The organism is Tessaracoccus sp. MC1756 (assembly GCF_014164735.1).
Classification (GTDB): Bacteria; Actinomycetota; Actinomycetes; order Propionibacteriales; family Propionibacteriaceae; genus Arachnia.
This window is the reverse complement of sequence record NZ_JACJFZ010000002.1, coordinates 619780-639238: the sequence shown is the minus strand read 5'-3', so window position 1 is coordinate 639238 and position 19459 is coordinate 619780. Positions and strand designations below refer to the sequence as shown.

Below are 19459 nucleotides of genomic sequence, written 5' to 3'. Positions count from 1 at the left end.
TTTCGGCGTCCGACGGCAAGGAGGCCAAGAGGTGGGTTCGACGACGGTGTTCAGGGTGGCCGCGGCGCTGCTCTTCACGACGATCGTGCTGGGCTCCGTGGTGTGCGCCACGGACTCCAGCTCGACCTGCCCCGCGTGGCCCGTCTGCTACGCCGACCAGGTCGCGCCCGCCCCGCAGTTCGAGTGGCTGAACAACCCCGCCATCGAGTTCGTGCACCGGTTCATCGCCTTCCTTTCCCTGGTGTTCACGGGCTGGGCGGGGTGGCTCGGGCGCCGCTCCGCCGACGTGCGGGTCCGCGTGTTCCCCTGGGTGGCGCTGGGCCTGGCCGTAGGCTCCGCGGTGTTCGGGATGATGATCATCCTGTTCACCCTGCCGCTCGGCCTGGCCCTCATCGACGTCGGCGGCGCGATGATCGCCATGACGCTGATGACCGTCGCGTCGGCCGCGGTGACTTCCCGGGGCGACGACGCCGGCCCGCCGTCGGTGCGACGCCTGGGCCTCGGCGCCCTCGTCGTGCTGATCTCCATGCACCTGCTGGGGATCGTCGTGGCGGGCGTGACGTCGGCGGGCACGGGCTCGTTCACCCGCTGCATCAGCTGGCCCCTGTGGCTGGTGCTCGACATCGACAAGTACCCGGCGCTGCAGGTGGCGCGCATCGTGATGGCTGCCGCGGCGCTCGTGCTGATCGCGGCGACGGTGGCGAAGGCCGCGCGCAGCCTAGAGCTGCGCACGCCCGCCGTCGTGCTGGCCGCGCTGACCGTCCTCGAGTTGGCGCTGGGGCTGCTGATCCGAACCCAGGGGTTGGCGCTCACCCAGACCAACGGCATCAACGCCACGCTCGCGGTGCTGTACACCGCGCTGGCGTCGGGGATCGTGTGGGCGCTGGGCTACGTCACCGGGCGGGCGGGATCCGTCGCCCGACGTTCGCCTGAGCCCACGGTCCCGGAGGCCGTCACGGGATCCGCTTGGTCCACTCCTCGGAGCTGAACTTCGTCTCCACGAGGTGCTTCGCCTTCGCCAGCTCATCCTCGGAGTACTCGCGGCGCTGCGTGGAGTAGAGCGACTCGAAGTGCTTCAGGAACGACGCCAGGATCTCGTCGCGGGGCAGCTGGGTCTGCGAGCGCAGGGGGTCGACGCGCTTGTTGGCCGACTTCGTGCCCTTGTCAGACATCTTTTCGCGCCCGATGCGCAGCACTTCGAGCATCTTGTCGGCGTCGATGTCGTAGGCCATGGTCACGTGGTGCACGACGACGCCGCCGGTGACCCGTCGCTGGGCGGCGCCGGCGATCTTGCCCTTGTCCGAGGCGATGTCGTTGAGCGGCACGTAGCGCGCGTTGACGCCCAGCTCCTTCAGCGCGCCCATCACCCACTGGTCCAGGAACTCGTAGGAGCGCTCGAAGCTGAGGCCCTCCACCAGCGACACCGGCACCACCAGCGAGTACGTGACGCAGTTGCCGGGCTCCATGAACATGGCGCCGCCGCCCGTGATGCGCCGCACCACGTCGATGCCGTGCCGCTCGCGACCCTCGTCGTCGATCTCGTTCTTGTAGCTCTGGAAGGAGCCGATCACCACCAGCGGCCGGTCCCAGTCCCAGATGCGGAGGCTGGGGCGGATCTCGCCCTTCGCGAGCTCCGCGGCGAGCACCTCGTCGAGCGCCACGTGCATCCGCGGGTCCATGGAGACGGGGCCGATGACGTCGAAGGTGTGGTCGGTCCAGTCCGTGGCGTGGCCGAGGGCGCGGCGCACCGCGATGCCCACGGCCTCGGGCGTGAAGCCGATCATCTGCGTCTCGGAGTGCAGGCGCGAGGTGATGGCCTCTGCCATCTCCGTCACCGACGACGTGGTGGGCATGCCGAGGAGCGCACCGTTGATGTCGTCGAGGGCCTCGTCGGGTTCGAGGAAGAAGTCGCCGGAGATGGCCACGCGGCTGAGCCTGTCGCCCTCCTGCTCGACGTCGACCGCCACGAGTTTGCCGCCAGGAACCTTGTATTCGCCACGCATGTCGATGAGCTTACCCACCCGGGGTTGGGGCCCGTGGTGGCGGAGGGCTGAGTGAAGTTGTGCACCAACTCCGCTGCACAACTCGACAACGCTTGGTGGGGTGGGCGGGGGCCACGACGGTGGGCTGAGTGAAGTTGTGCACCAAGTCCGCTGCACAACTCGACAACGCTTGGTGGGGGCAGCGGCCACGACGGTGGGCTGAGTGAAGTTGTGCACCAAGTCCGCTGCACAACTTCACTCTGCCGGGCCGGTTCGACGCGGGGGCAGCCGCGGCGCCCCGACTCACCGCCCCAACTCAGGCATTTCGCCGACCCTGTGCACCGAACCGCCCCCTCGACGCGTGCTGGGGGTGACACTTCGCCAACCCAGGAGACGCCGTGCCTGCCGTAACACTCGCCATCCCGGCTCCGGCCGCGGTTAGGGTGAGCCGTGTGAACGACGACGTCAGCGAGGCGACCCTCGGCTTCGAGGGGTTCGTGACGCAGCGCGGCCGGGGCCTCTGGCGCGCCGCGTGGTTGCTGACGGGCGACTCCCACCACGCCGAAGACCTCGTCCAGACCGCCCTCTCCAAGACGTTCACGCGCTACGGCGACTTCGACAACGACAACCAGTTCGAGGCCTACGTCCGCACCACCATCTACCGCACGTTCGTGTCGTGGTGGCGCAAGCTCAGTTGGCGCAACGAGAAGGCGGCCCAGTTCGTGGCGGATTCGGCCGCGCCCGAGACCCCGCACGGCGTCAACCTTGACCTGATCCGCGCCCTCGACGAGCTGCCCCGCATGCAGCGCGCCGTGCTGGTGCTGCAGTACTTCGAGGATCTCCCCACCGACGACATCGCCCAACGCCTGGGCATCTCACCCGGCACCGTCAAGACGCATGCGCACCGCGGCCGCGCCGCCCTGCGCGCGTCCAAGCACCTCGCAGGAAGGGGTGAGTGACATGAACGACAACCTCCACGATCTCTTCAAGCAGTCCGTACCCCAGGCGCCCGCCCCCAACGGCTGGGCCGCCGCCGCCCGCCGCAAGCGCCGCAGCCGACAGATGGTCGCGGGCAGCCTCACCGCCGGGGTGCTGATCGCGCTGGCTGTTCCGCTGGCGCTCAACCTGTCGTCGGAGGGGACGCCGAACCTCGTCGCGTCCCCGGAGCCGACGGTGAGGTCAGCGGCGCCCATCACCTCGCCGGAGGAGACGGCTCAGCCCGCGCCCAGCGTGACCGCGCAGTCGCCGGAGGTGTCGCTCTCGACGCGGGCTGACGCTCAGCCCGGCGCCGAGGCTTGCTACAACGAGGTCGACGAGCCGATGGGCAGCTCGATCAACATCGGCACCATCGACACCGGTGCGGCCCGCGCCTGGCTCTGCACATCCGATTACGGCACGGTCGGCCCGCTGGAGCCGCTCGTCGTGGACGTCGACGGGCTGGTCGAGGCCCTCTACTCACAGCCGCGGCTGATCGAGGCCGACGCCCCCGAGACCGCTCAGTCCTACACCGTGATCTTCGAGTACGACGACGGCCGCAAGGCCGCGTTCACCGGCGACATCCAAGACTCCACCGAACTGACCGACGGCGAGAACCAGCTGCAGGGGAGCGAGGCGTTCTTCCGCGACCAGGTTGAGGCGCGGTGGCTCGCCCAGCGGGCGCTGCTCGGCCGCCCGACGGGGGAGTACACCCCGGCGCAGGCGTGCCCAGTGACGTTCAACCAGGCGCTGTTCCCGGTCGAGCTGGACGAGGTGGTGGGCGGCTACGCCTGCGCCTTGGAGGCCGGCGAGCCGACGAGGAACGTGGAGTTGCGTGAATCCGTGGCTGCTCAGATCGGGGCGGAGGCCCTGGCCAACTCCGTCCCCACCGAGGCCGCAGGCAGCGACGACGCGGGGCAGCGCACCCTGGTGCTGCGCAACGTGTGGGGCGACGAGCTGCGGCTCGAGCAGCGCGGCGACAGCTACGAATTCCGCGGCGAGACCAGCCTCATGCGCTGGACCCCCTCGGCGGAGTTCGCGGCCGAGCTCGACGCGCTCTTCGCCGGGTGAGCCGCCGGGGCGCCGTCGACGCCCGGCCCGCCGTCGAGGGTGGGGGCTGAGTGAAGTTGTGCAGCGGACTTGCTGCACAACTTCACTCTGCCCGGCCCGGGAGCGCCGCCCCCAGCCGGGCGTTGTTGAGTTGTGCAGCGGACTTGCTGCACAACTTCACTCTGCCCGGCCCGATGCCGATGCCCCTACCCGCGCCACCCTGTCCGCCACGCCCCGCCCCACCCAGCCCAACCGACCGCTTCTCCATGACAACCTCCCGCGACCCCCACCGCGTCGTTAGGGTGAGGAGGTGGCCATGCAGGGCATCGAAGCGTTCATCGCCCACCGTGGTGGCGACCTCCTCCGCGCCGCGTGGGTGCTCACCGGCGACTCCCATCACGCGGAAGACCTCCTCCAAACCGCGTTGGCGAAGTCGTTGGGTGCCTACGACAACCTGGCCAACGACCACAAGTTCGAGGCCTATCTCCGCACCACCATGTACCGCACCTACATCTCCTGGTGGCGACGGCTCAGCTGGCGATCCGAGATCCCCAGCGAGGTCCCCGACGACGACCAACCCGCCGCGGACGCCACCGCCGAGCTCCGGCTCGACGTGCTGCGCGCCCTGGCCACCCTTCCCCGCATGCAGCGGGCGGTGGTGACCATGCGCTACGTCGAGGACCGGCCCATCGCGGAGGTGGCCGAGGCACTGGGCATCAGCCAGGGCGCGGTGAAGAAGTACGCCCATCGAGCGTGCGCCGCCCTCCGGGAGTCGACGCACCTCACGCCCCAGGAGGCTTGAGATGAACGACGACGACATCAAGGACGCACTCAACCGCGCCGCCCCCCATCCCACCGTCCCCGCAGGCCTGCTCCGGGGGGCGCTCCGCCGCCGTCGGCGCACCCGTGGGCTGGTCGCCGCCGGTGCCCTCGCGCTGGCCGGGGCGCTGATCGTGCCGCTGGCGCTGAACCTGGGCAACGGCGCCGGCCCTGTGGCCGAGCCCGCCTCCGCGCCGGTGTCCGACGCGGTGGCCGAGATCGCTGAATCCACCCAGCCCCCCGCCGAAGAGTCCGCGACCCACACCGAGGCGACACCCGAGGCCGCCTCCGGCGAGGAGTCCGTCACGGTCTCCCCGGAATTCGCCGCCACACGCTCCCTGGAACTGGGCTGGGACGTCATCCAGGCAGCCGAAGGCCCCAACCGCGTCGTGTCGCCCTCATCCCTGGTCATGTCCCTGGTGCAGGCGGCCGAGGGCGCCGAGGGCGCATCGCTGGCCAGCATCGACGACACCCTCGGCCTCACCGGCGACTCCCGTGCCGCCTCGTTCGCCGCCCTCCGGGAGCAGCTGCTGCCCTATGACTCCCTCCCCGCAAGCGTCGACGCCGACGACCCGCCCGAGACCCCCGTCGTGCATCAGGCCAGCCGGGTGCTGGCCATCGACTCGGAGCTGAAGCAGCCGTTCCTCGAGCGCATCGCCCTCTTCTACGGCGCCCAGGCCGAGTCCACCACCTTCGACGACGCCAAGGCCAACCTCGACGCCTGGGCCACCAAGCACACCGCCGGCCTCATCGAGCAGTCCGCCATCGAGCCGAAACCCGATTTCGTGGCCGTCCTGCAGGACGCCCTGCTGTTCGCCGCCGCCTGGCGCGACGAGTTCCGCTACGAGCAGCCCATCAGCTTCACCACCCCTGCCGGCCCCAAGACGGTGGAGGGGGTGTCCGACATCCTGCCGGTCGCCTACGCCGAGGGGGAGCGCTGGACGGCCGTGCGGCTCCCGTACGACGACAACCTCGCCGCCGACGTCATCCTCCCGACGGCGGGGGTGGCCCCCGAAAGCCTCACCGTCGAGGAGCTCGAGGCCGCCCGCGCGGCCCTGGATGCCGCCGAGCCCGCGCCCATCAACGTGACCATGCCCACCTTCGACCTGACCGCCAAGACCGACCTCCTGAACGCGCTGCCCCAGCTGGACCTGTCCAACCTCAACGGCATCTTCGACGGCGGCTTCGCGGGGCAATGGGTGCAGCAGACCAAGCTGATCGTCACGGCCCAGGGCACGGTCGGCGCGGCGCTGACCGAGATGGCCGTCTTCACGAGCAGCGGGGGCTCCGCGGAGCGCGAGTTCATCGTCGACCGCCCGTACGTCTTCCGCGTCTCCGACACCCGCACCGGCTGGCCGCTGTTCGTGGCCGCAGTCTCAGACCCGACCGAGGAATCATGAACATCCGCTGGCTGAGCCTCATCACGGCCCTCGCCCTCACCGCCTGCTCGCCACCCGCTCCGGCGATCGACGCAGGCGAGGCGAAGGGCGTCGTCGCAGTCCTCGACCTCCCGTACGAGTCGACGCCCTCCGTCGACGAGGCGGCAGACGCCTCCGAGGCGCTCGGCTGGCTCGCCGTCCAGAACGGCGAACGCCTCAACCGGGTGGTCTCGCCGTCGTCCCTGTCCATGTCCCTCGTTCAAGCCGCCGAAGGCGCCAGGGGCCGGTCGCTCGAGAGCATCGACGACGTCCTCGGCCTCACCGGCGACCACCGGGCCCGCGCCTTCGGCGCCCTCCGTCAGTCGATCCTCGAGTACGACGACCTCCCCAGCAAGGTGGATGCCGACGACCCGCCCGAGACCCCGGTCGTGCACCAGGCCAGCCGTGTCGTGGCCGTGGACTCGGTGCTGGAGCAGCCCTTCCTGGACCGCCTCTCCGAGTTCTACGACGCCCCTGCCCAACGGGTGACCCTCGCCGACGCCAAACCCAACCTGGACGCCTGGGTCAAGAAGCACACCGCCGGCCTCATCCCGCAGTCCGCCGTGACGCCCGACGGCAACACCGTGGCGGTCCTCCAGGACGCGCTCCTGTTCGCCGCCGCCTGGGCGCAGCAGTTCAAGTTTGAGGCAACCATCCCCTTCGACACCGCCGGCGGTACGAAGCAGGTGGACGGGCTCTCGGACACCTTCTCCGTCCGCTTCGCCGGGGGCGAGCGCTGGACGGCCGTGCGGCTCCCCTACGACGACGCCCTGGCGGCCGACGTGATTCTGCCCCTCCCCGGCGTCGACCCCTTGGAGCTGACCGAGCGTGAGCTCGCCGAGGCGCGGTTCGTGCTGGCGCAGGCTGAACCGGAGCCGGTGGACGTCACCATGCCGGCGTTCGACCTCACCGCCAAGACCAACCTGCTCACCGCCCTCCCGAACATCGACCTATCCGACCTCGGTGGCATCTTCCCGGGCGGCTACGCGGATCAGTGGGGTCAGCAGGCGAAGCTGATCGTCTCCGCGAAGGGCACCGTCGGCGCCGCGGTGACCGAGGTGGTCGTCGCTGCGAGCGGCACCTCGCAAGAACCACGAGCCTTCAAGGTCGACCGCCCGTACGTTTTCCGCGTGCTGGACACCCGCACCGGCTGGCCCCTGTTCCTGGCGGCCATCTCCAACCCGAGCGAGGAATCATGAACATCCGCTGGCTGAGCCGGGCAGCGCTCCTCATCACGGCCCTCGCCCTCACCGCCTGCTCCCAACCCACCGCCGAACCCATCGCGACGGAGGTCAAAGGCGCCGCAGCCGTCCTCGACCTTCCCCTCGACACCACCCCCAACGTCGACGAGGCGGCCCGCGTCTCCCAGGAGGTCGCCTGGCGCGTCATCCAGAACACCGAAGGCGACAACCGCCTCACCTCCCCGAGCTCCCTCAGCATGTCCATGGCCCAGGCCGCCGAGGGCGCGCAGACCGTCTCGCTGCAGAGCTTCGACGACATCCTCGGCCTCACCGGCGACGACCGCGCCAAGGCGTTCGGCGCCCTCCGGCAGGCGCTCGCCCCGTACGACTCCCTCCCCGACGAGGTGGACGTCAACGACCCGCCGGAAACCCCCGTCGTCCATCAGGCCAGCCGCGTCCTCGCAGTCGACGCGACGGTGGAGCAGCCCTTCCTCGACCGCCTGGCCGAGTTCTACGACGCGGCCGCGGCGCAGTCCCCGCGCGCGGAGGCGCAGGCCAGCCTCGACGAGTGGGTCAACCTCCATACGGCGGGCCTCATCGAGAAGTCGGGCGTCAAGGTCAAGCCCAACACGGTCGCCGTGCTGCAGGACGCCGTCCTGTTCGCCGCCGCGTGGCGCACGCCGTTCGAGCAGGAGCGCAAGGTCCCGTTCACCGGCCCGGCCGGGGCGGGTGAGGTGGACGGCGTGAGCGGCATCGTCACGGCCCGCCTCGCCGAGGGCGACGGCTGGACGGCCGTGCGGCTGCCCTACGACGACAATCTGGCCGCCGATGTCGTGCTCCCTGACGAGGGGACGGGCCCGGAGGAATTGGCCGCGGAGGACCTCGAGGCAGCGACCGCCGCCCTCAACGACGCCTCGGAGCAGCAGGTGATGGTGGTCATGCCGTCGTTCGACCTCAAATCCAAAACGGACCTCATGGAGGCCCTCCCTGAGATCGACCTCAGCGACCTCAGCGGCATTTTCCCCGGCGGCTACGGCGAACAGTGGGTGCAGCAGGTGATCCTCCAGGTCAGCGCGAAGGGCACCGTGGGCGCGGCCGTCACCGAGTTGGCGGTGGCGGAGAGCGCCCCCATGCTCGACGACGAGTTCGTGGTGGACCGCCCCTACGTCTTCCGCGTGCTCGACACCCGCACCGGCTGGCCGTTGTTCCTGGCGAGCATCGCCGATCCCGCCGCCGCAGGCTGAGCCGCCGGCGGCTGGTCGAAGGGCGCGGAGCGGTGGACGACACCACCCCCACCCCTCCTGGAACACGCCCCATAGGCTGGTTCCATGACCTACCCCCACACCCGCCGCGACGACACCGTCGACAACCTCCATGGCACCGCCGTCCCTGATCCGTACCGCTGGCTCGAGGACGCCGACAACCCGGAGGTGCAGGAGTGGGTGGCGGCGCAACGCGACTTCACCGAGGCCCAACTCCAGCACCTCCCCGCCCGCGGCTGGTTCACGGAGCTGATGGGCCGCATCGTCGCGCGACCCCGGGCGGGCGTGCCGTTGAAGCGCGGCGGCCGCTGGCTCGTCAGCCGCAACGACGGCACCAGCGCGCAGGACCTCTGGTACACCGCGCCCACGCTCGAGGAGCTGGTCGACGGAGGAGAGGTCGTCCTGGACCCCAACACCTGGAGCGACGACGGCACGTCCTCGCTGTCCACCTTCACCGTCGCCCGCGACGGCTCGCTGATGGCCTACGCCCGCAGCGACGGCGGCTCGGACTGGCAGCACATCCGCACCCGCGACCTGCGCACCGGCGAGGACCTCGACGGCGAGGTCACCGCGAAGTTCTCCAGCCCCGCGTGGCTGCCGGACAACAGCTCGTTCCTGTACACCACGTTCGACGAGGCCGACGACGCCCGCGGCACCGCGACGGCCGGCCTCGGGGTGGCCCGCCTCATGATCCACCGCCCCGGCGGCGACGACGAGCTGCTGCTGACCTTCCCCGACGAGCCCCACACCATGGCCAGCGGCGAGGTCAGCCACGACGACAACTGGCTGGTCGTGAGCATCTTCCGCGGCACGGAGAACGTCAACCGCCTGTGGGTCTACCCGATCACCACGGCGGACGGCCGCTCCACCCTCGGCGAGCCCGTCAAGCTCCTCGACACCGCCGACGCCGAGTACACCTTCATCCGCACCGACGGCGGCCACCTCTACCTCCACACGGACCTCGACGCCCCGCTGGGCCGGGTCATTCGCCTGAACGTGGCCGGCGGTGAACTGACCGAGGTCGTCCCGGAATCCGACGCCACGCTCGCCGCCGTCGAAGCCGCGGGGGAGGGCCTACTCCTGGCCTACCTCGACGATGCCCAGCACCGCGTCGAGTACCGCAACCTCGACGGCTCAGATCCGCGTCCCGTCGACCTCCCGGCCGGCGCCCTGGTGGCCCTCGACTCCTCCCCGCTGCGCGACGAGGCCTTCGTGGGCCTCAGCACCATCGCCACCCCCACCGCCTCCTTCCACGTCCCGCTGCCGGTCGCCGAGGCTGCCCCTGCGACGGAGGAACCGGACAGGTTGAAGGGCCCCCACACCCTCCCCGCCCGGCCCATCGCCCTCTCTGCGACTTCCGAGCGGTTCGCGCCGTCCTTCACGATGGAGCGACACCGCGCGCCCAGCGCTGACGGCACCCCCGTCCCGTACTTCCTCATCACCCCCGACGACGACCGCTCGGGCCCCCGCCCCACGCTCCTCTACGGCTACGGCGGCTTCAAGATCCCCGTCCTCGCCGACTACCGCCCCGGCTGGTCCGCGTGGCTGGCGGCCGGGGGAGCGCTCGCGATCGCCAACCTCCGCGGCGGCGGCGAGTTCGGCACCCGCTGGTACGACGACGGCCGCCTGGCCAACAAGCAGCGCGTGTTCGACGACTTCATCGGGGTGGCCGAACACCTCATCTCCACGGGCGTCACGTCCTCGAAGCAGCTGGCGATCTACGGCCGCTCCAACGGCGGCCTCCTCGTCGGCGCCGCGCTCACGCAGCGCCCCGACCTGTTCGCGGCAGCGATGCCCACCGTCGGCGTGCTGGACGTGCTGCGGTTCCACAAGTTCACGATTGGCTCGGCGTGGATCAGCGACTTCGGCGACCCCGACACCCCCGAGGGCTTCGACGCGGCCTTCGCCTACTCGCCGCTGCACCGCATCGAGGAGGGCACCCAGTACCCGCCGACGATGATCCTCACCGCTGACCACGACGACCGGGTGGTGCCGCTGCACAGCTTCAAGTTCGCGGCGGCCCTGCAGGCCGTGTCGCCCGCCGAGGCGTGGCTCCGGGTGGAGAGCTCAGCCGGCCACGGTGCGGGGAAGTCGCTGCAGATGGTCGCCAGTGAGTGGGCCGATCTGCTGGCCTTCGCGGCACACCACACTGGCCTCGTTCCCTGAGCCAGTCGCTCTGCGACTGGTCGAAAGCGCTAGGCGTGCCCGCTGGCCTAACTCAGCGCCTCCACGACGGCCGCAGCAATCGCGTCCTGCGCCTCAGCCGACAACGACGTGCCGTCGCCCAACCCAGGCTGGCCGGCACTCACGAAAACCCCGTCGACGGCATCCAGCGCCGCGCTGATGCTGCGACCGTGCAGCGTCAGCCAGTACTCAGCCACATCCTCCGTGGTGACAGGCGCGATGCCGACGATCTCGGCGTCCGGCAGCGCCTTCCTCAAGGCGGCGTAGTACGCGTCGGCCCCCGGCGTGATGCTGTAGTCCCCGTCGGCGACCCCACCGAACGTCACCACCAGATCAGGCTGCGCGTCCACCACCAGGTCCACGGACTTCGCGAAGTTCGCGCACGGCGTGAAGTCGCACTCCCGGGGCGCCGTGATGTAGCCGCGACCGGGGGAGGAGAGGTTGACAACCTCACCCCAGCCCAGCGCCTCTGCGGCTCTGGTCACCCAGGTGTCGTCCCCGATGGAGTGGGAGTCGCCGATGACCACGACGGTCGACCCGCCGACGGCCGGCGACTCAGACGCACTCGGCTCCGGCGACGTCTCAACGACGGCTGGCGGCACACTCTCGCTCACGTCTGCGGTGGGCGACGGGGGCGCCGACTCCGAGATGACCACCGACGGCGATGACGATTCAGCCACGGGATCCGACGACGGGGTCACGGCAGGGGTGGAGGCCCCGCTCGGGGCAGGCGCAGCCTCGATGGGCCGGTTCATCAGCAGCGCGGCGGCGGCGAGGGCGACGGCGACCACGCCGAGCACGATCAAGCCGATGATGCTCAGCCTGCCGAAATCACGGGGAGTGCGCATGACCCTGTCTTCCTGTCATCGAAATTCACGGAACGCCTCAGAGGCTAGTGCACCGTTGCCACTGACGGCGTGCACCCGGCCCCCGAGTCGGCTACCCGGGGCACTTCGGGTTAGGGTAGACAAAGCGGTGACCCGTCGCCGCCCTAACATCCCCTGTGAACAACGGATAAGGCTCCGGATCGGTCTGGAGCGCCCTGGCTGGACAAGGATTCATTGATGGAGTTGCAGCAGTACCTGCAGATCGCTCGCCGATACTGGAGGAGCACGCTGGCAACCGTATTCCTGTGTATCGCCCTGGCAGCCGGCTTCACCTTGCTGCAGAGCCCCACGTACACCGCCACCTCCTCGGTGTTCATCACTGTGGAAAGCGGCGGCACAGCCGGCGAACTGTCCCAAGGCGCGACGTACGCCGAACGCCAGGTGGGCTCATTCATCTCCGTCGCCACCTCGGCCCTGGTGCTACAGCCGGTCATCGACGAGCTGGGCCTCGATCTGTCGGTCAGGCAACTGGCCGAGAAGTTGGCGATCTCCTCCCCGGCTGCAACCTCGATCATCAAGGTTGCCGCCGAGGACGGGTCGCCTCAAGGGGCGGCAGAGTTGTCGAATGCGGTGGCGGCTAGCCTCCAAAGCTCGACCGAGGCACTCGCACCGGCCGGCCCCGACGGGACCCGCCTGGTGAGCGCCACGGTGATCGACGCGGCGGTCGCGCCCGCTTCCCCGTCCGCTCCCCGCCCGGCGATGAACCTCGCGCTCGGCGCGCTCTTGGGCCTCCTGCTCGGCTTCGGGCAGGCAGTACTGCGCAGCGTCCTGGACACCCGGGTCCGCAGCGCCGAGGATCTGGCACAGATCACGGACGCCTCCGTCCTCGCGGAAATCGGCCACCACGAGAAGCCGGCTGCAGGCCGGGCGGCCGGGAACGACGGCGTCCAGTGGGCCAGCGCTGAGTCTTACCGCAAGCTCCGCACCAGCATCGGCTTCGTCGGCTTGGGCGGCGAGCGCCGCTCCTCCATGGTCATCACGTCTTCAGTGGAGGGGGAGGGCAAGACGGAAACGGCCACCAACCTTGCTCGTGTCCTGGCTCTGGCGGGCGAGCGAGTGTTGCTGATTGACGCTGATCTGCGACGGCCCCAAGTGGGCGAGAGGCTGCGGATCGACAGCCAACTTGGGCTCTCTGACGTTCTAACGGGGCGCGGTTCGCTGCAGGACCTCATCATCGATGTTGCCCCCGGTTACCTGTCCGTGCTGCCTTCGGGGACGGTGCCTCCCAATCCATCAGAACTCTTGGGTTCGGAAGCGATGGGGCACCTTCTTGCGACCGTGGAGCGGCAGTACGACTACGTGCTCCTCGATGCACCGCCCCTGCTTCCGGTCACCGACGCTGTTGTCTTGGCGGCCGAGGCAGGCGGGGCTGTAGTGGTGTCACGCTCGGGGACGGTCAGACGCCAGCAACTCGCCGCAGCGCTCGATGTCTTGGAGTCTGCTGATGCCACACTGCTGGGCGTGGTCCTGAACGACGTACCGGCATCTCGGGCGGACTCCTATGGCTACTACTCCACAGCTAAGACAGCAACCAATGGGTAAACGGAAAAGGGGTGCCCTGGGGAACTCGAGCTCCGGTGGCAGAGTGGTCTTGACCTATCACCTGGCCGGGTTCCGATGTGGGGGGGTGGCCTTATGAGAGTAATGCTGATCACGAACTTCTGGCACTTTCCGGAAGAGAAGGCAAGCGCCCGGTACACCACCTTGGCGACGCTATTGGCCGAGGCAGGGCATGAGGTAGAGGTCGTTACATCGTCCTTCCATCATGCTTCGAAGCGTCAGCGTGATCCGGACATTGTGCACTCTGTGGGCGGTTACAAAGTCACTTTGATCCACGAGCCTTCCTATCCGCGCAATGTTTCGCTTCGTCGCCTCCGTAGCCATGAATCGTTCTCTCGATCCGTCGTGCGGTACCTAGGCCGCACCCCTCTTCCTGACGTGATCTATGTGGTTGTACCATCTCTGTCGCTCGGTGATCATGTAACCTCCTTCGCGAAGAAGAATCGCGTGAAAGTGGTTATGGATGTTCAAGACCTCTGGCCCGAAGCGTTTGCGATGGCGATTCCATCGCGGTTTCTATTTCGGGCCTTAAGTCTTCCAATGATGCTCCAAGCTAATCGAGTGTACGCGCGCGCTGACGCTCTGGTCGCAGTCTCTGAGACTTATCGGGCACGGGTTGTTGGCAAGCCCGCCGATCGACCGAGTTTGGCTGTATATCTTGGACTCGAGCTAGACCGGTTTGACCGTCCCACTGCGGAGCCTGTGCTGGTGAAACCGGATGGAGCGATTTGGCTGGCGTACGCGGGAACACTTGGCCGCAGTTATGATTTGCCAACCCTGATTGCGGCCTGCGCGCTACTCAAGGCCAGAGGTGGGGACCACATCGAACTGATCGTGCTAGGCGACGGCCCTCGTCGTGCGGAGTTTGAGGCCCTCGCTGCGCAGGCCAGAGTTCCTGCGCGATTTCTGGGCTTCGTGGCGTATGACGTTATGGCCAGCACTCTACGCGAGTCTGATATAGCCGTGAACCCAATCGACGGACGGTCCGAAGCATCGATCATCAACAAGCATGCGGACTACCTCGCTGCAGGCATCCCCATGATCAACAGCCAGGCATCTAGTGAGCTGATTGACCTGTTGGATCGATGGAACGCAGGGCTAACATGTCAACCTGGGTCCCCTGAATTGATGGCCGAAGCCCTGGCTGCGCTTATCGGTGATCCCGAACTCCGCCATCTCATGGGAGGCAATGCGCGACGTTTGGCCGAGGCCCGCTTCGATCGAGCCTCAACCTATCCCAGTATTGTGGAATTAGTCGAACGTGTGTAGAACATTGAGGAGTTGGCGCTCTAACGAGTTTCTCCTTAACGCTATTTCTTTCGGCCTGTACATCGCTTCGCAGCAATTCCTGATGCTGCCAGCGATTGCTCGCTTTTTGCCAGAGCGGACGTTTGCGCTCACGATCCTATTCGTGTCCGTCTATGCCGTAGCAACGAACGTTCTCGGGGAAGAACTGGGAAACGCCTTCTTGGTACGGAAGGGCCGCTACACTGCCTCAGGATTGAGATCCGGAGGTGACTTTCTTCTTCTGCTTATTTGCGGAGCCGTTACACTGTTCGTAGCTGTGGCCGCCGCTCTGCTCGTTGCGGGGGGCCCATTGATCACTCTCGGGCTGGTGTTGACGAGTGGCGTGATTGGGGTCTCGCGTTGTTACCTGCTTGCGATTCTGCGAGCGGAGCGGGATTTTAGCGCGATTCTCTTGGTAAATGCATCCTATCTGGTGGGTGGCGCCATTGGGCTAGTCCCGGCAGTGAACTGGAACAGCCCTCTGTTAGCGTTCCTGACCGCAGATATCGTTGCCCTGGGTGCAGCTCTTCTCGCTAGATCGCGGAAGATGAGCCTAAGCTTCGACAGGACTCCGGAGTTTCGCTCCAGCGCGGGTCTGTACATCCAGTTCGCCGCGGTGTCGCTGATCATGAATGCGGTCGTCTACTTGGACAGGCTTCTCATCCTTCCCATGCTTGGGGCCGGGGCGATGGCGATCTACTTCGCTGCGTCAAGTCTGGCAAAGATGGTTTCGCTTGCCACAACCCCCGTCGCGGGAGTGATCCTGGCTCGCCTCGGGGCGATGCATGAGTCCTCCCGCGGCGTGGTGGTCCGCTCGGCGCTGTTGCGTTTGCCACTCTTAGTAACCGGAGCGTTTCTCTTGGCGTTGCTGCTCAGTTTCACGGGTGTTCGTCTTCTCTACCCCCAGTTCCAAGGCGACGCTAGAGCGATCTTCGTACCGGCTTCGGTCGCGGCTGCGTTGGGGGCAGCGACCTTGATGCTCCGTCCGTTCCTGATGAAGTTCTATTCGGCCAATTGGCTCTTGGCCGCGAATCTGGTGTACGGAGTGGGGTTCGTCGTGATTGCTCTCAGCAGTGTCGCATGGGGCGTTGTGGGGTTCGCTTGGGCTGTAGCCCTGTCGCGCGTTTTGCAGCTTGCGGGGTACCTGGTTGCGCTTGGAAGTCGCCGTGCGCCTTCGTAAGCAGCCATGCGAACGTCGTTGGGACGCCCCACCTTTCGCTCTATGCATCCTGTTGATGGTTTTGCCGGTGGGCCTAGTGTTCGGAGTGGGCTTGGGCGTTGCTCTGCCAGTGCTCATGATCCCTGCCTACGTTGTCCAGGTCGCGCTACTGACCTTCTTTTACGCGTCCCGCCAGATTCGGCTGCCCCTCGGGTTCGCCGTCTACGCCCTCGCCCTTGGCCTCACGCAATCTGCCGCAGTCATCGCTGGGTTGATTGTTACAGGGGACATAAATCCACTGGACATCGCGGTCGCAATGAGCAAGGTAATGAGCGCGACTCTCCTGTTTGGGTTGGCCGCAGGATTACGGGCAAATGAGCGCGATGTGCACCGGATCATGCAGGCTGTGATCGGTCTTGCTGTGGCCGCGATTCTATGGGGCTTGCTTGATCTCGGCAACCCATTAGCCACGCTCACCCAGATCGGCTCTAGTTACGAGGTGAACTTCCGAGGCTTCTTGGGGAATAGAAACCAGCTTGGCAGCCTTGTGTTTCTCTCGATTGTGGCTCATTTCGTGATTCGCGCCACGAAGCGGTGGTCGTTCCGTGCTGCCTCGATACTCGCGGTTCAGGGCGTTGGCCTCCTCTTGACCATGTCGCGCGGGGCAGTCTTCGCTACTGTCATTTTCCTCTTGGCGTATTTCTTGCTCAAACGTTCGCTACTCTGGGGAATGGTAGGTGCTCTCGCGGCCGGGTTGACACTGTTCGGCCTTCTCGATCTGGTCCCAGATTCGATGGATGTATTGCAGCGATTGTTCATCCGCGAGGACGCAGGTCTATCTGGGCGTGACCTCCTCTGGGCTCACGGTTTGGAAATCTTCTCGCTGAGTCCACTAGTGGGCGTGGGGGCTTTCCAAGCACTTGATGTCGCGACGGGACGCGGGATGACAATTCCGCAGTTCCATAGCTTCTATATCGAGACATTAGCCGGGGGAGGAATTCTGGAACTGGCTCTTGTGCTAGGCGCGCTCTTCTACACCGGACTTTTGGCTTTCCGATCAGCTCGTCGCGACCCAGTCGCCCGTGTGTACGTCGCCGCATTCGTTGGACTTGCATTTCTCGCAACATTTGAGTCAGTGGGCTTTCTCTCTATCGGCTATGTCGACACGCTGTTCGGGGTTCTATTCTTGACAGTGCCGATATCCATGTTCCCACGCAAAAAGGATTCTCTTGGGATCTCGAGGTCAAGCCTCCCTGTCGTGAAAGAGTTACGCGCGCCGCGTTTGGGCACTAATCCTCCGGTGCCAAGCGAGACGCCACCAGTAGGAAGGTCATAAATGAGCTCGCAATCAGTGGTCAGGACGGGCGATGTTCCCAAGGGTGGCGGAGGGCTGCTAGGCAGCCTCCGACGTAGGTACCTGGAGTTCCCTCCACAGCACACGTTTTACGTTACGTTCTTGCGCGCTGTTGCGGCCCTTGCGATCACCAATGCTCATTTCGATACGATCTACCCATTGGGCGGTCTCGCGGCAGGCGGGCTGTTAGGGGATGTCATCTTCTTCGCAGTGGCCGGATACTCGCTGAACCCCCGACCTGGGTTCGTAACGTGGTACGTCCGGCGCGTCATTCGGATCTATCCCTCTGTACTTGTCATTACTGGCCTGTATGGCATCGCGGGTGCCTACTACATAACGAAATCCAACTGGTTTCAATGGTTCGTGTTCCCTACGGACTACCACTTTGTCGCGTCAATCCTGATTCTCTATCCTGTGATGTATGCCATTCAGCGATTCGTGTCATCGGTTCGCGGGACTGTTACGGCACTTATAGTCACCGTTATGATGCATGTCATTCTCTACGTCACGATCTACGATCGCTCGTACTATCACATTGACACCGTGCGTGAGCCACTCATTCGTTTCCTCTTCCTTGAAGCGATGCTGGTCGGTGCGCTATTCCGTCGCGCCAAGGGGCGACTGCTTAATCGGCCGGGGGTCGCGCACTTCGTCGCGCTTTTGATCGCGACTCCGGTGTATCTGTTCACTAAGCTCGGATTCTCCAGCGGCGCTTTGCCTGCTGAGTGGCAACTTATCAATCAAGTGGCCTTGTTGGTTCTGCTGCTTCTAGTCTTCAGAGTCGCCGCGGGGTCGGAGGCGGCCCTCAGGTCTCTCCCGAGTTGGGTGCGCGCCGGGGCTGTTGCCCTGGCCACCATCACCCTCGAGGTCTATTTGGTTCAATACGTCCTAATCGACGTTGCTAGTCGTCTTCCTTTCCCGCTGAGTTGGGCTGCGGCGGTGTTGATGATTCTAGGCGCGGCATTCGTGCTCAACTATGTGGCTCATAGGATCTCGGGCGGCCTTGAGGCGGCTCTCTCGCGGGTAACCCGGACGGAAGTCCATAGGAAATGAGCCGCAGCGCTGGCACAGGGGCGAGCAGGGGGGCGCGAGAGCTATCGGCGCTAGCCACACTGGTCATGCCACGGGCCAGGTCCGGGGCGGTCTTGGCCAAAGAAGTGTCCCGGGTCAGGTGGTTCGCGGAGCCCCACTCCGGAGGCTATTATGTGGCTCATCGTGATTCAGGGGTAGTCTGCGTCTGAATCCGCCGGTCTCCAGCAGACGGTCTTCAGGTTGTCCAGAACGATCCTCGGCGGCCTGCCGGCGAACCAGTGGAGCATCGCCTTTTGCGGCTCTTCACAGAAGTGAGTGGAATCAGGGGTCCGAACCCGCCGGCGTCGAGTAGGCACCGAGCGATGTAGTTGACGATGCTGCGGAATCCACGCGACGTCCCGCGGAGGTGTTCCAGAAGGCCATTCACGGCCTCAGTAGGGCCGTTCGACGTGCCGGGGTGATCGAAGAACGCCAGGATGTCATCGCGGCGCCGTTTCATCGTCTGCCCCAGAGACCGCAGTTCGTCGAGGCCAGTCGGGACGCCGCTCTGGAGGCTGGTGATGAGCCGGGTCATGATCTACTTCCATTCGGTGGGCTGGTCGGCTTGGTAGGCGTGTCGATGCCGCGTGAATACTGACCCCTAACCTCGACGGGCCGGTCCGAGTCCTTGTCGGGGTCAGGTCGATGACGACGGTGACGTACTTGTCGCCGTGTCGGGTGTGCCTCCAGACGTGCTCATCGACCCCGACCGTGGTGACACCCTCAGGCCGGTCAGCGCTGTCGATCAGCAGCTCGGTGCCGGCGGCCAGGATCGCATCCGAGGCGGTGTTCCACGCGACGCCGAGGTTGGCCGCGACCCGGGCGATCGACATCCGGTCGACCACGATCGACTTGACCGCCAACATCACCGCGTCGCGCGACAGCTTCCCCTTCGACGGCGCCGCGGCCGTGATGCTGTGACGCCAGATCAGTCGACACGGCCAGCACCGGTAGCGCGGAACCACCACCTCCAGGATCGTCGGCTTCCACCCGAACGGCACATGCGCCAACCGGCGCACCGCCGCATCGTGCCGTATCCCCGGCCGAGCGCAGCCTGGACACGGTGACGGCGCTGTCGTGGGGCGGCAGCGCAGCACGCTGTGATCAGGTTCGACGCGCTGGGCGGTCACGGACAGTCCGAGACGATCGAGTCGGCAGAACGTATCGAGGCAGGGCCGGGTAGCGTTTCGCACAAGGGCCCTTGGGTTTGAGATGTGGCTTAGACACCTTCATCCTGCCAACCCGAGGGCCCCCTTCACGTCACCAGGGC

15 protein-coding genes and 1 pseudogene are annotated in these 19459 nt (G+C 66.5%); 13 read left to right on the top strand and 3 right to left on the bottom strand.

What is annotated here, in order from left to right; translation table 11 throughout:
• The first annotated feature begins 31 nt into the window (after window positions 1-31).
• Entirely contained in the window at window positions 32-988 is a 957-nt protein-coding gene (locus tag H5393_RS08320; protein ID WP_182766258.1) for a COX15/CtaA family protein, read from the top strand.
• Here the strand turns inward: H5393_RS08320 and H5393_RS08315 are convergent.
• Window positions 954-2003: a biotin/lipoate A/B protein ligase family protein gene (locus H5393_RS08315; protein ID WP_182766257.1), complete on the bottom strand. Its 1050-nt coding sequence runs from the start codon at window positions 2001-2003 to the stop codon at window positions 954-956. The two genes, H5393_RS08320 and H5393_RS08315, sit on opposite strands and share 35 nt — an antisense overlap.
• Before the next feature lie 431 nt (window positions 2004-2434).
• Here H5393_RS08315 and H5393_RS08310 point away from each other — a divergent pair, with 431 nt between their 5' ends.
• The 7 genes from H5393_RS08310 to H5393_RS08280 all read left to right on the top strand — a co-directional run bounded on the left by H5393_RS08310 (window position 2435) and on the right by H5393_RS08280 (window position 10853).
• The gene (locus H5393_RS08310) at window positions 2435-2941 is read left to right on the top strand and encodes a SigE family RNA polymerase sigma factor (RefSeq protein ID WP_182766256.1); all 507 of its coding nucleotides are present in this window, start codon (window positions 2435-2437) and stop codon (window positions 2939-2941) included.
• Between the two features lies 1 nt (window position 2942).
• Window positions 2943-4028, top strand: coding sequence for a hypothetical protein (locus H5393_RS08305; protein ID WP_182766255.1), 1086 nt, complete (start codon window positions 2943-2945; stop codon window positions 4026-4028).
• 295 nt (window positions 4029-4323) lie between these two features.
• Entirely contained in the window at window positions 4324-4809 is a 486-nt protein-coding gene (locus H5393_RS08300) for a SigE family RNA polymerase sigma factor (protein WP_182766254.1), read from the top strand.
• A gap of 1 nt (window position 4810) precedes the next feature.
• Window positions 4811-6226, top strand: coding sequence for a serpin family protein (locus tag H5393_RS08295; RefSeq protein WP_182766253.1), 1416 nt, complete (start codon window positions 4811-4813; stop codon window positions 6224-6226).
• Entirely contained in the window at window positions 6223-7443 is a 1221-nt protein-coding gene (locus H5393_RS08290) for a serpin family protein (RefSeq protein ID WP_182766252.1), read from the top strand. Before H5393_RS08295 ends, H5393_RS08290 begins: the two co-directional genes overlap by 4 nt.
• Window positions 7440-8669 carry a serpin family protein gene (locus H5393_RS08285; protein ID WP_182766251.1) on the top strand — a complete coding sequence of 410 codons (1230 nt, stop codon included), beginning with the start codon at window positions 7440-7442 and terminating at the stop codon, window positions 8667-8669. Before H5393_RS08290 ends, H5393_RS08285 begins: the two co-directional genes overlap by 4 nt.
• Window positions 8670-8753: 84 nt before the next feature.
• Window positions 8754-10853, top strand: coding sequence for a prolyl oligopeptidase family protein (locus H5393_RS08280; protein ID WP_182766250.1), 2100 nt, complete (start codon window positions 8754-8756; stop codon window positions 10851-10853).
• A 47-nt stretch (window positions 10854-10900) separates the two neighbouring features.
• Here H5393_RS08280 and H5393_RS08275 read toward each other — a convergent pair whose 3' ends face one another.
• Entirely contained in the window at window positions 10901-11719 is an 819-nt protein-coding gene (locus H5393_RS08275; RefSeq protein ID WP_182766249.1) for an SGNH/GDSL hydrolase family protein, read from the bottom strand.
• Window positions 11720-11935: 216 nt separating this feature from the next.
• Here H5393_RS08275 and H5393_RS08270 point away from each other — a divergent pair, with 216 nt between their 5' ends.
• The 5 genes from H5393_RS08270 (at window position 11936) to H5393_RS08250 (ending at window position 18171) form a co-directional block, all read left to right on the top strand.
• Entirely contained in the window at window positions 11936-13300 is a 1365-nt protein-coding gene (locus tag H5393_RS08270) for a polysaccharide biosynthesis tyrosine autokinase (RefSeq protein WP_182766248.1), read from the top strand.
• Window positions 13301-13402: 102 nt separating this feature from the next.
• The gene (locus H5393_RS08265; protein WP_182766247.1) at window positions 13403-14587 is read left to right on the top strand and encodes a glycosyltransferase family 4 protein; all 1185 of its coding nucleotides are present in this window, start codon (window positions 13403-13405) and stop codon (window positions 14585-14587) included.
• 142 nt (window positions 14588-14729) lie between these two features.
• A complete protein-coding gene (locus H5393_RS08260; RefSeq protein WP_182766246.1) occupies window positions 14730-15785 on the top strand; it encodes a hypothetical protein in 1056 nt (351 codons plus the stop codon).
• A 115-nt stretch (window positions 15786-15900) separates the two neighbouring features.
• A complete protein-coding gene (locus H5393_RS08255) occupies window positions 15901-17100 on the top strand; it encodes an O-antigen ligase (RefSeq protein ID WP_182766245.1) in 1200 nt (399 codons plus the stop codon).
• 120 nt (window positions 17101-17220) lie between these two features.
• The gene (locus tag H5393_RS08250) at window positions 17221-18171 is read left to right on the top strand and encodes an acyltransferase family protein (RefSeq protein WP_182766244.1); all 951 of its coding nucleotides are present in this window, start codon (window positions 17221-17223) and stop codon (window positions 18169-18171) included.
• A gap of 304 nt (window positions 18172-18475) precedes the next feature.
• Here H5393_RS08250 and H5393_RS08245 read toward each other — a convergent pair.
• Window positions 18476-19382, bottom strand: a pseudogene (locus H5393_RS08245) (transposase); the annotation flags it as partial.
• Window positions 19383-19459 lie beyond the last annotated feature (77 nt).

Excerpts from the sequence above, each read along its gene's own strand:
- H5393_RS08290 (WP_182766252.1), top strand. The coding sequence starts at position 6,223 with ATGAACATCCGCTGGCTGAGCCTCATCACGGCCCTCGCCCTCACCGCC.
- H5393_RS08270 (WP_182766248.1), top strand. The coding sequence starts at position 11,936 with ATGGAGTTGCAGCAGTACCTGCAGATCGCTCGCCGATACTGGAGGAGC.
- H5393_RS08255 (WP_182766245.1), top strand. The coding sequence starts at position 15,901 with ATGATCCCTGCCTACGTTGTCCAGGTCGCGCTACTGACCTTCTTTTAC.
- H5393_RS08295 (WP_182766253.1), top strand. The coding sequence starts at position 4,811 with ATGAACGACGACGACATCAAGGACGCACTCAACCGCGCCGCCCCCCAT.
- H5393_RS08280 (WP_182766250.1), top strand. The coding sequence starts at position 8,754 with ATGACCTACCCCCACACCCGCCGCGACGACACCGTCGACAACCTCCAT.
- H5393_RS08265 (WP_182766247.1), top strand. The coding sequence starts at position 13,403 with ATGCTGATCACGAACTTCTGGCACTTTCCGGAAGAGAAGGCAAGCGCC.
- H5393_RS08305 (WP_182766255.1), top strand. The coding sequence starts at position 2,943 with ATGAACGACAACCTCCACGATCTCTTCAAGCAGTCCGTACCCCAGGCG.
- H5393_RS08315 (WP_182766257.1), bottom strand. The coding sequence starts at position 2,003 with ATGCGTGGCGAATACAAGGTTCCTGGCGGCAAACTCGTGGCGGTCGAC.
- H5393_RS08275 (WP_182766249.1), bottom strand. The coding sequence starts at position 11,719 with ATGCGCACTCCCCGTGATTTCGGCAGGCTGAGCATCATCGGCTTGATC.
- H5393_RS08285 (WP_182766251.1), top strand. The coding sequence starts at position 7,440 with ATGAACATCCGCTGGCTGAGCCGGGCAGCGCTCCTCATCACGGCCCTC.
- H5393_RS08300 (WP_182766254.1), top strand. The coding sequence starts at position 4,324 with ATGCAGGGCATCGAAGCGTTCATCGCCCACCGTGGTGGCGACCTCCTC.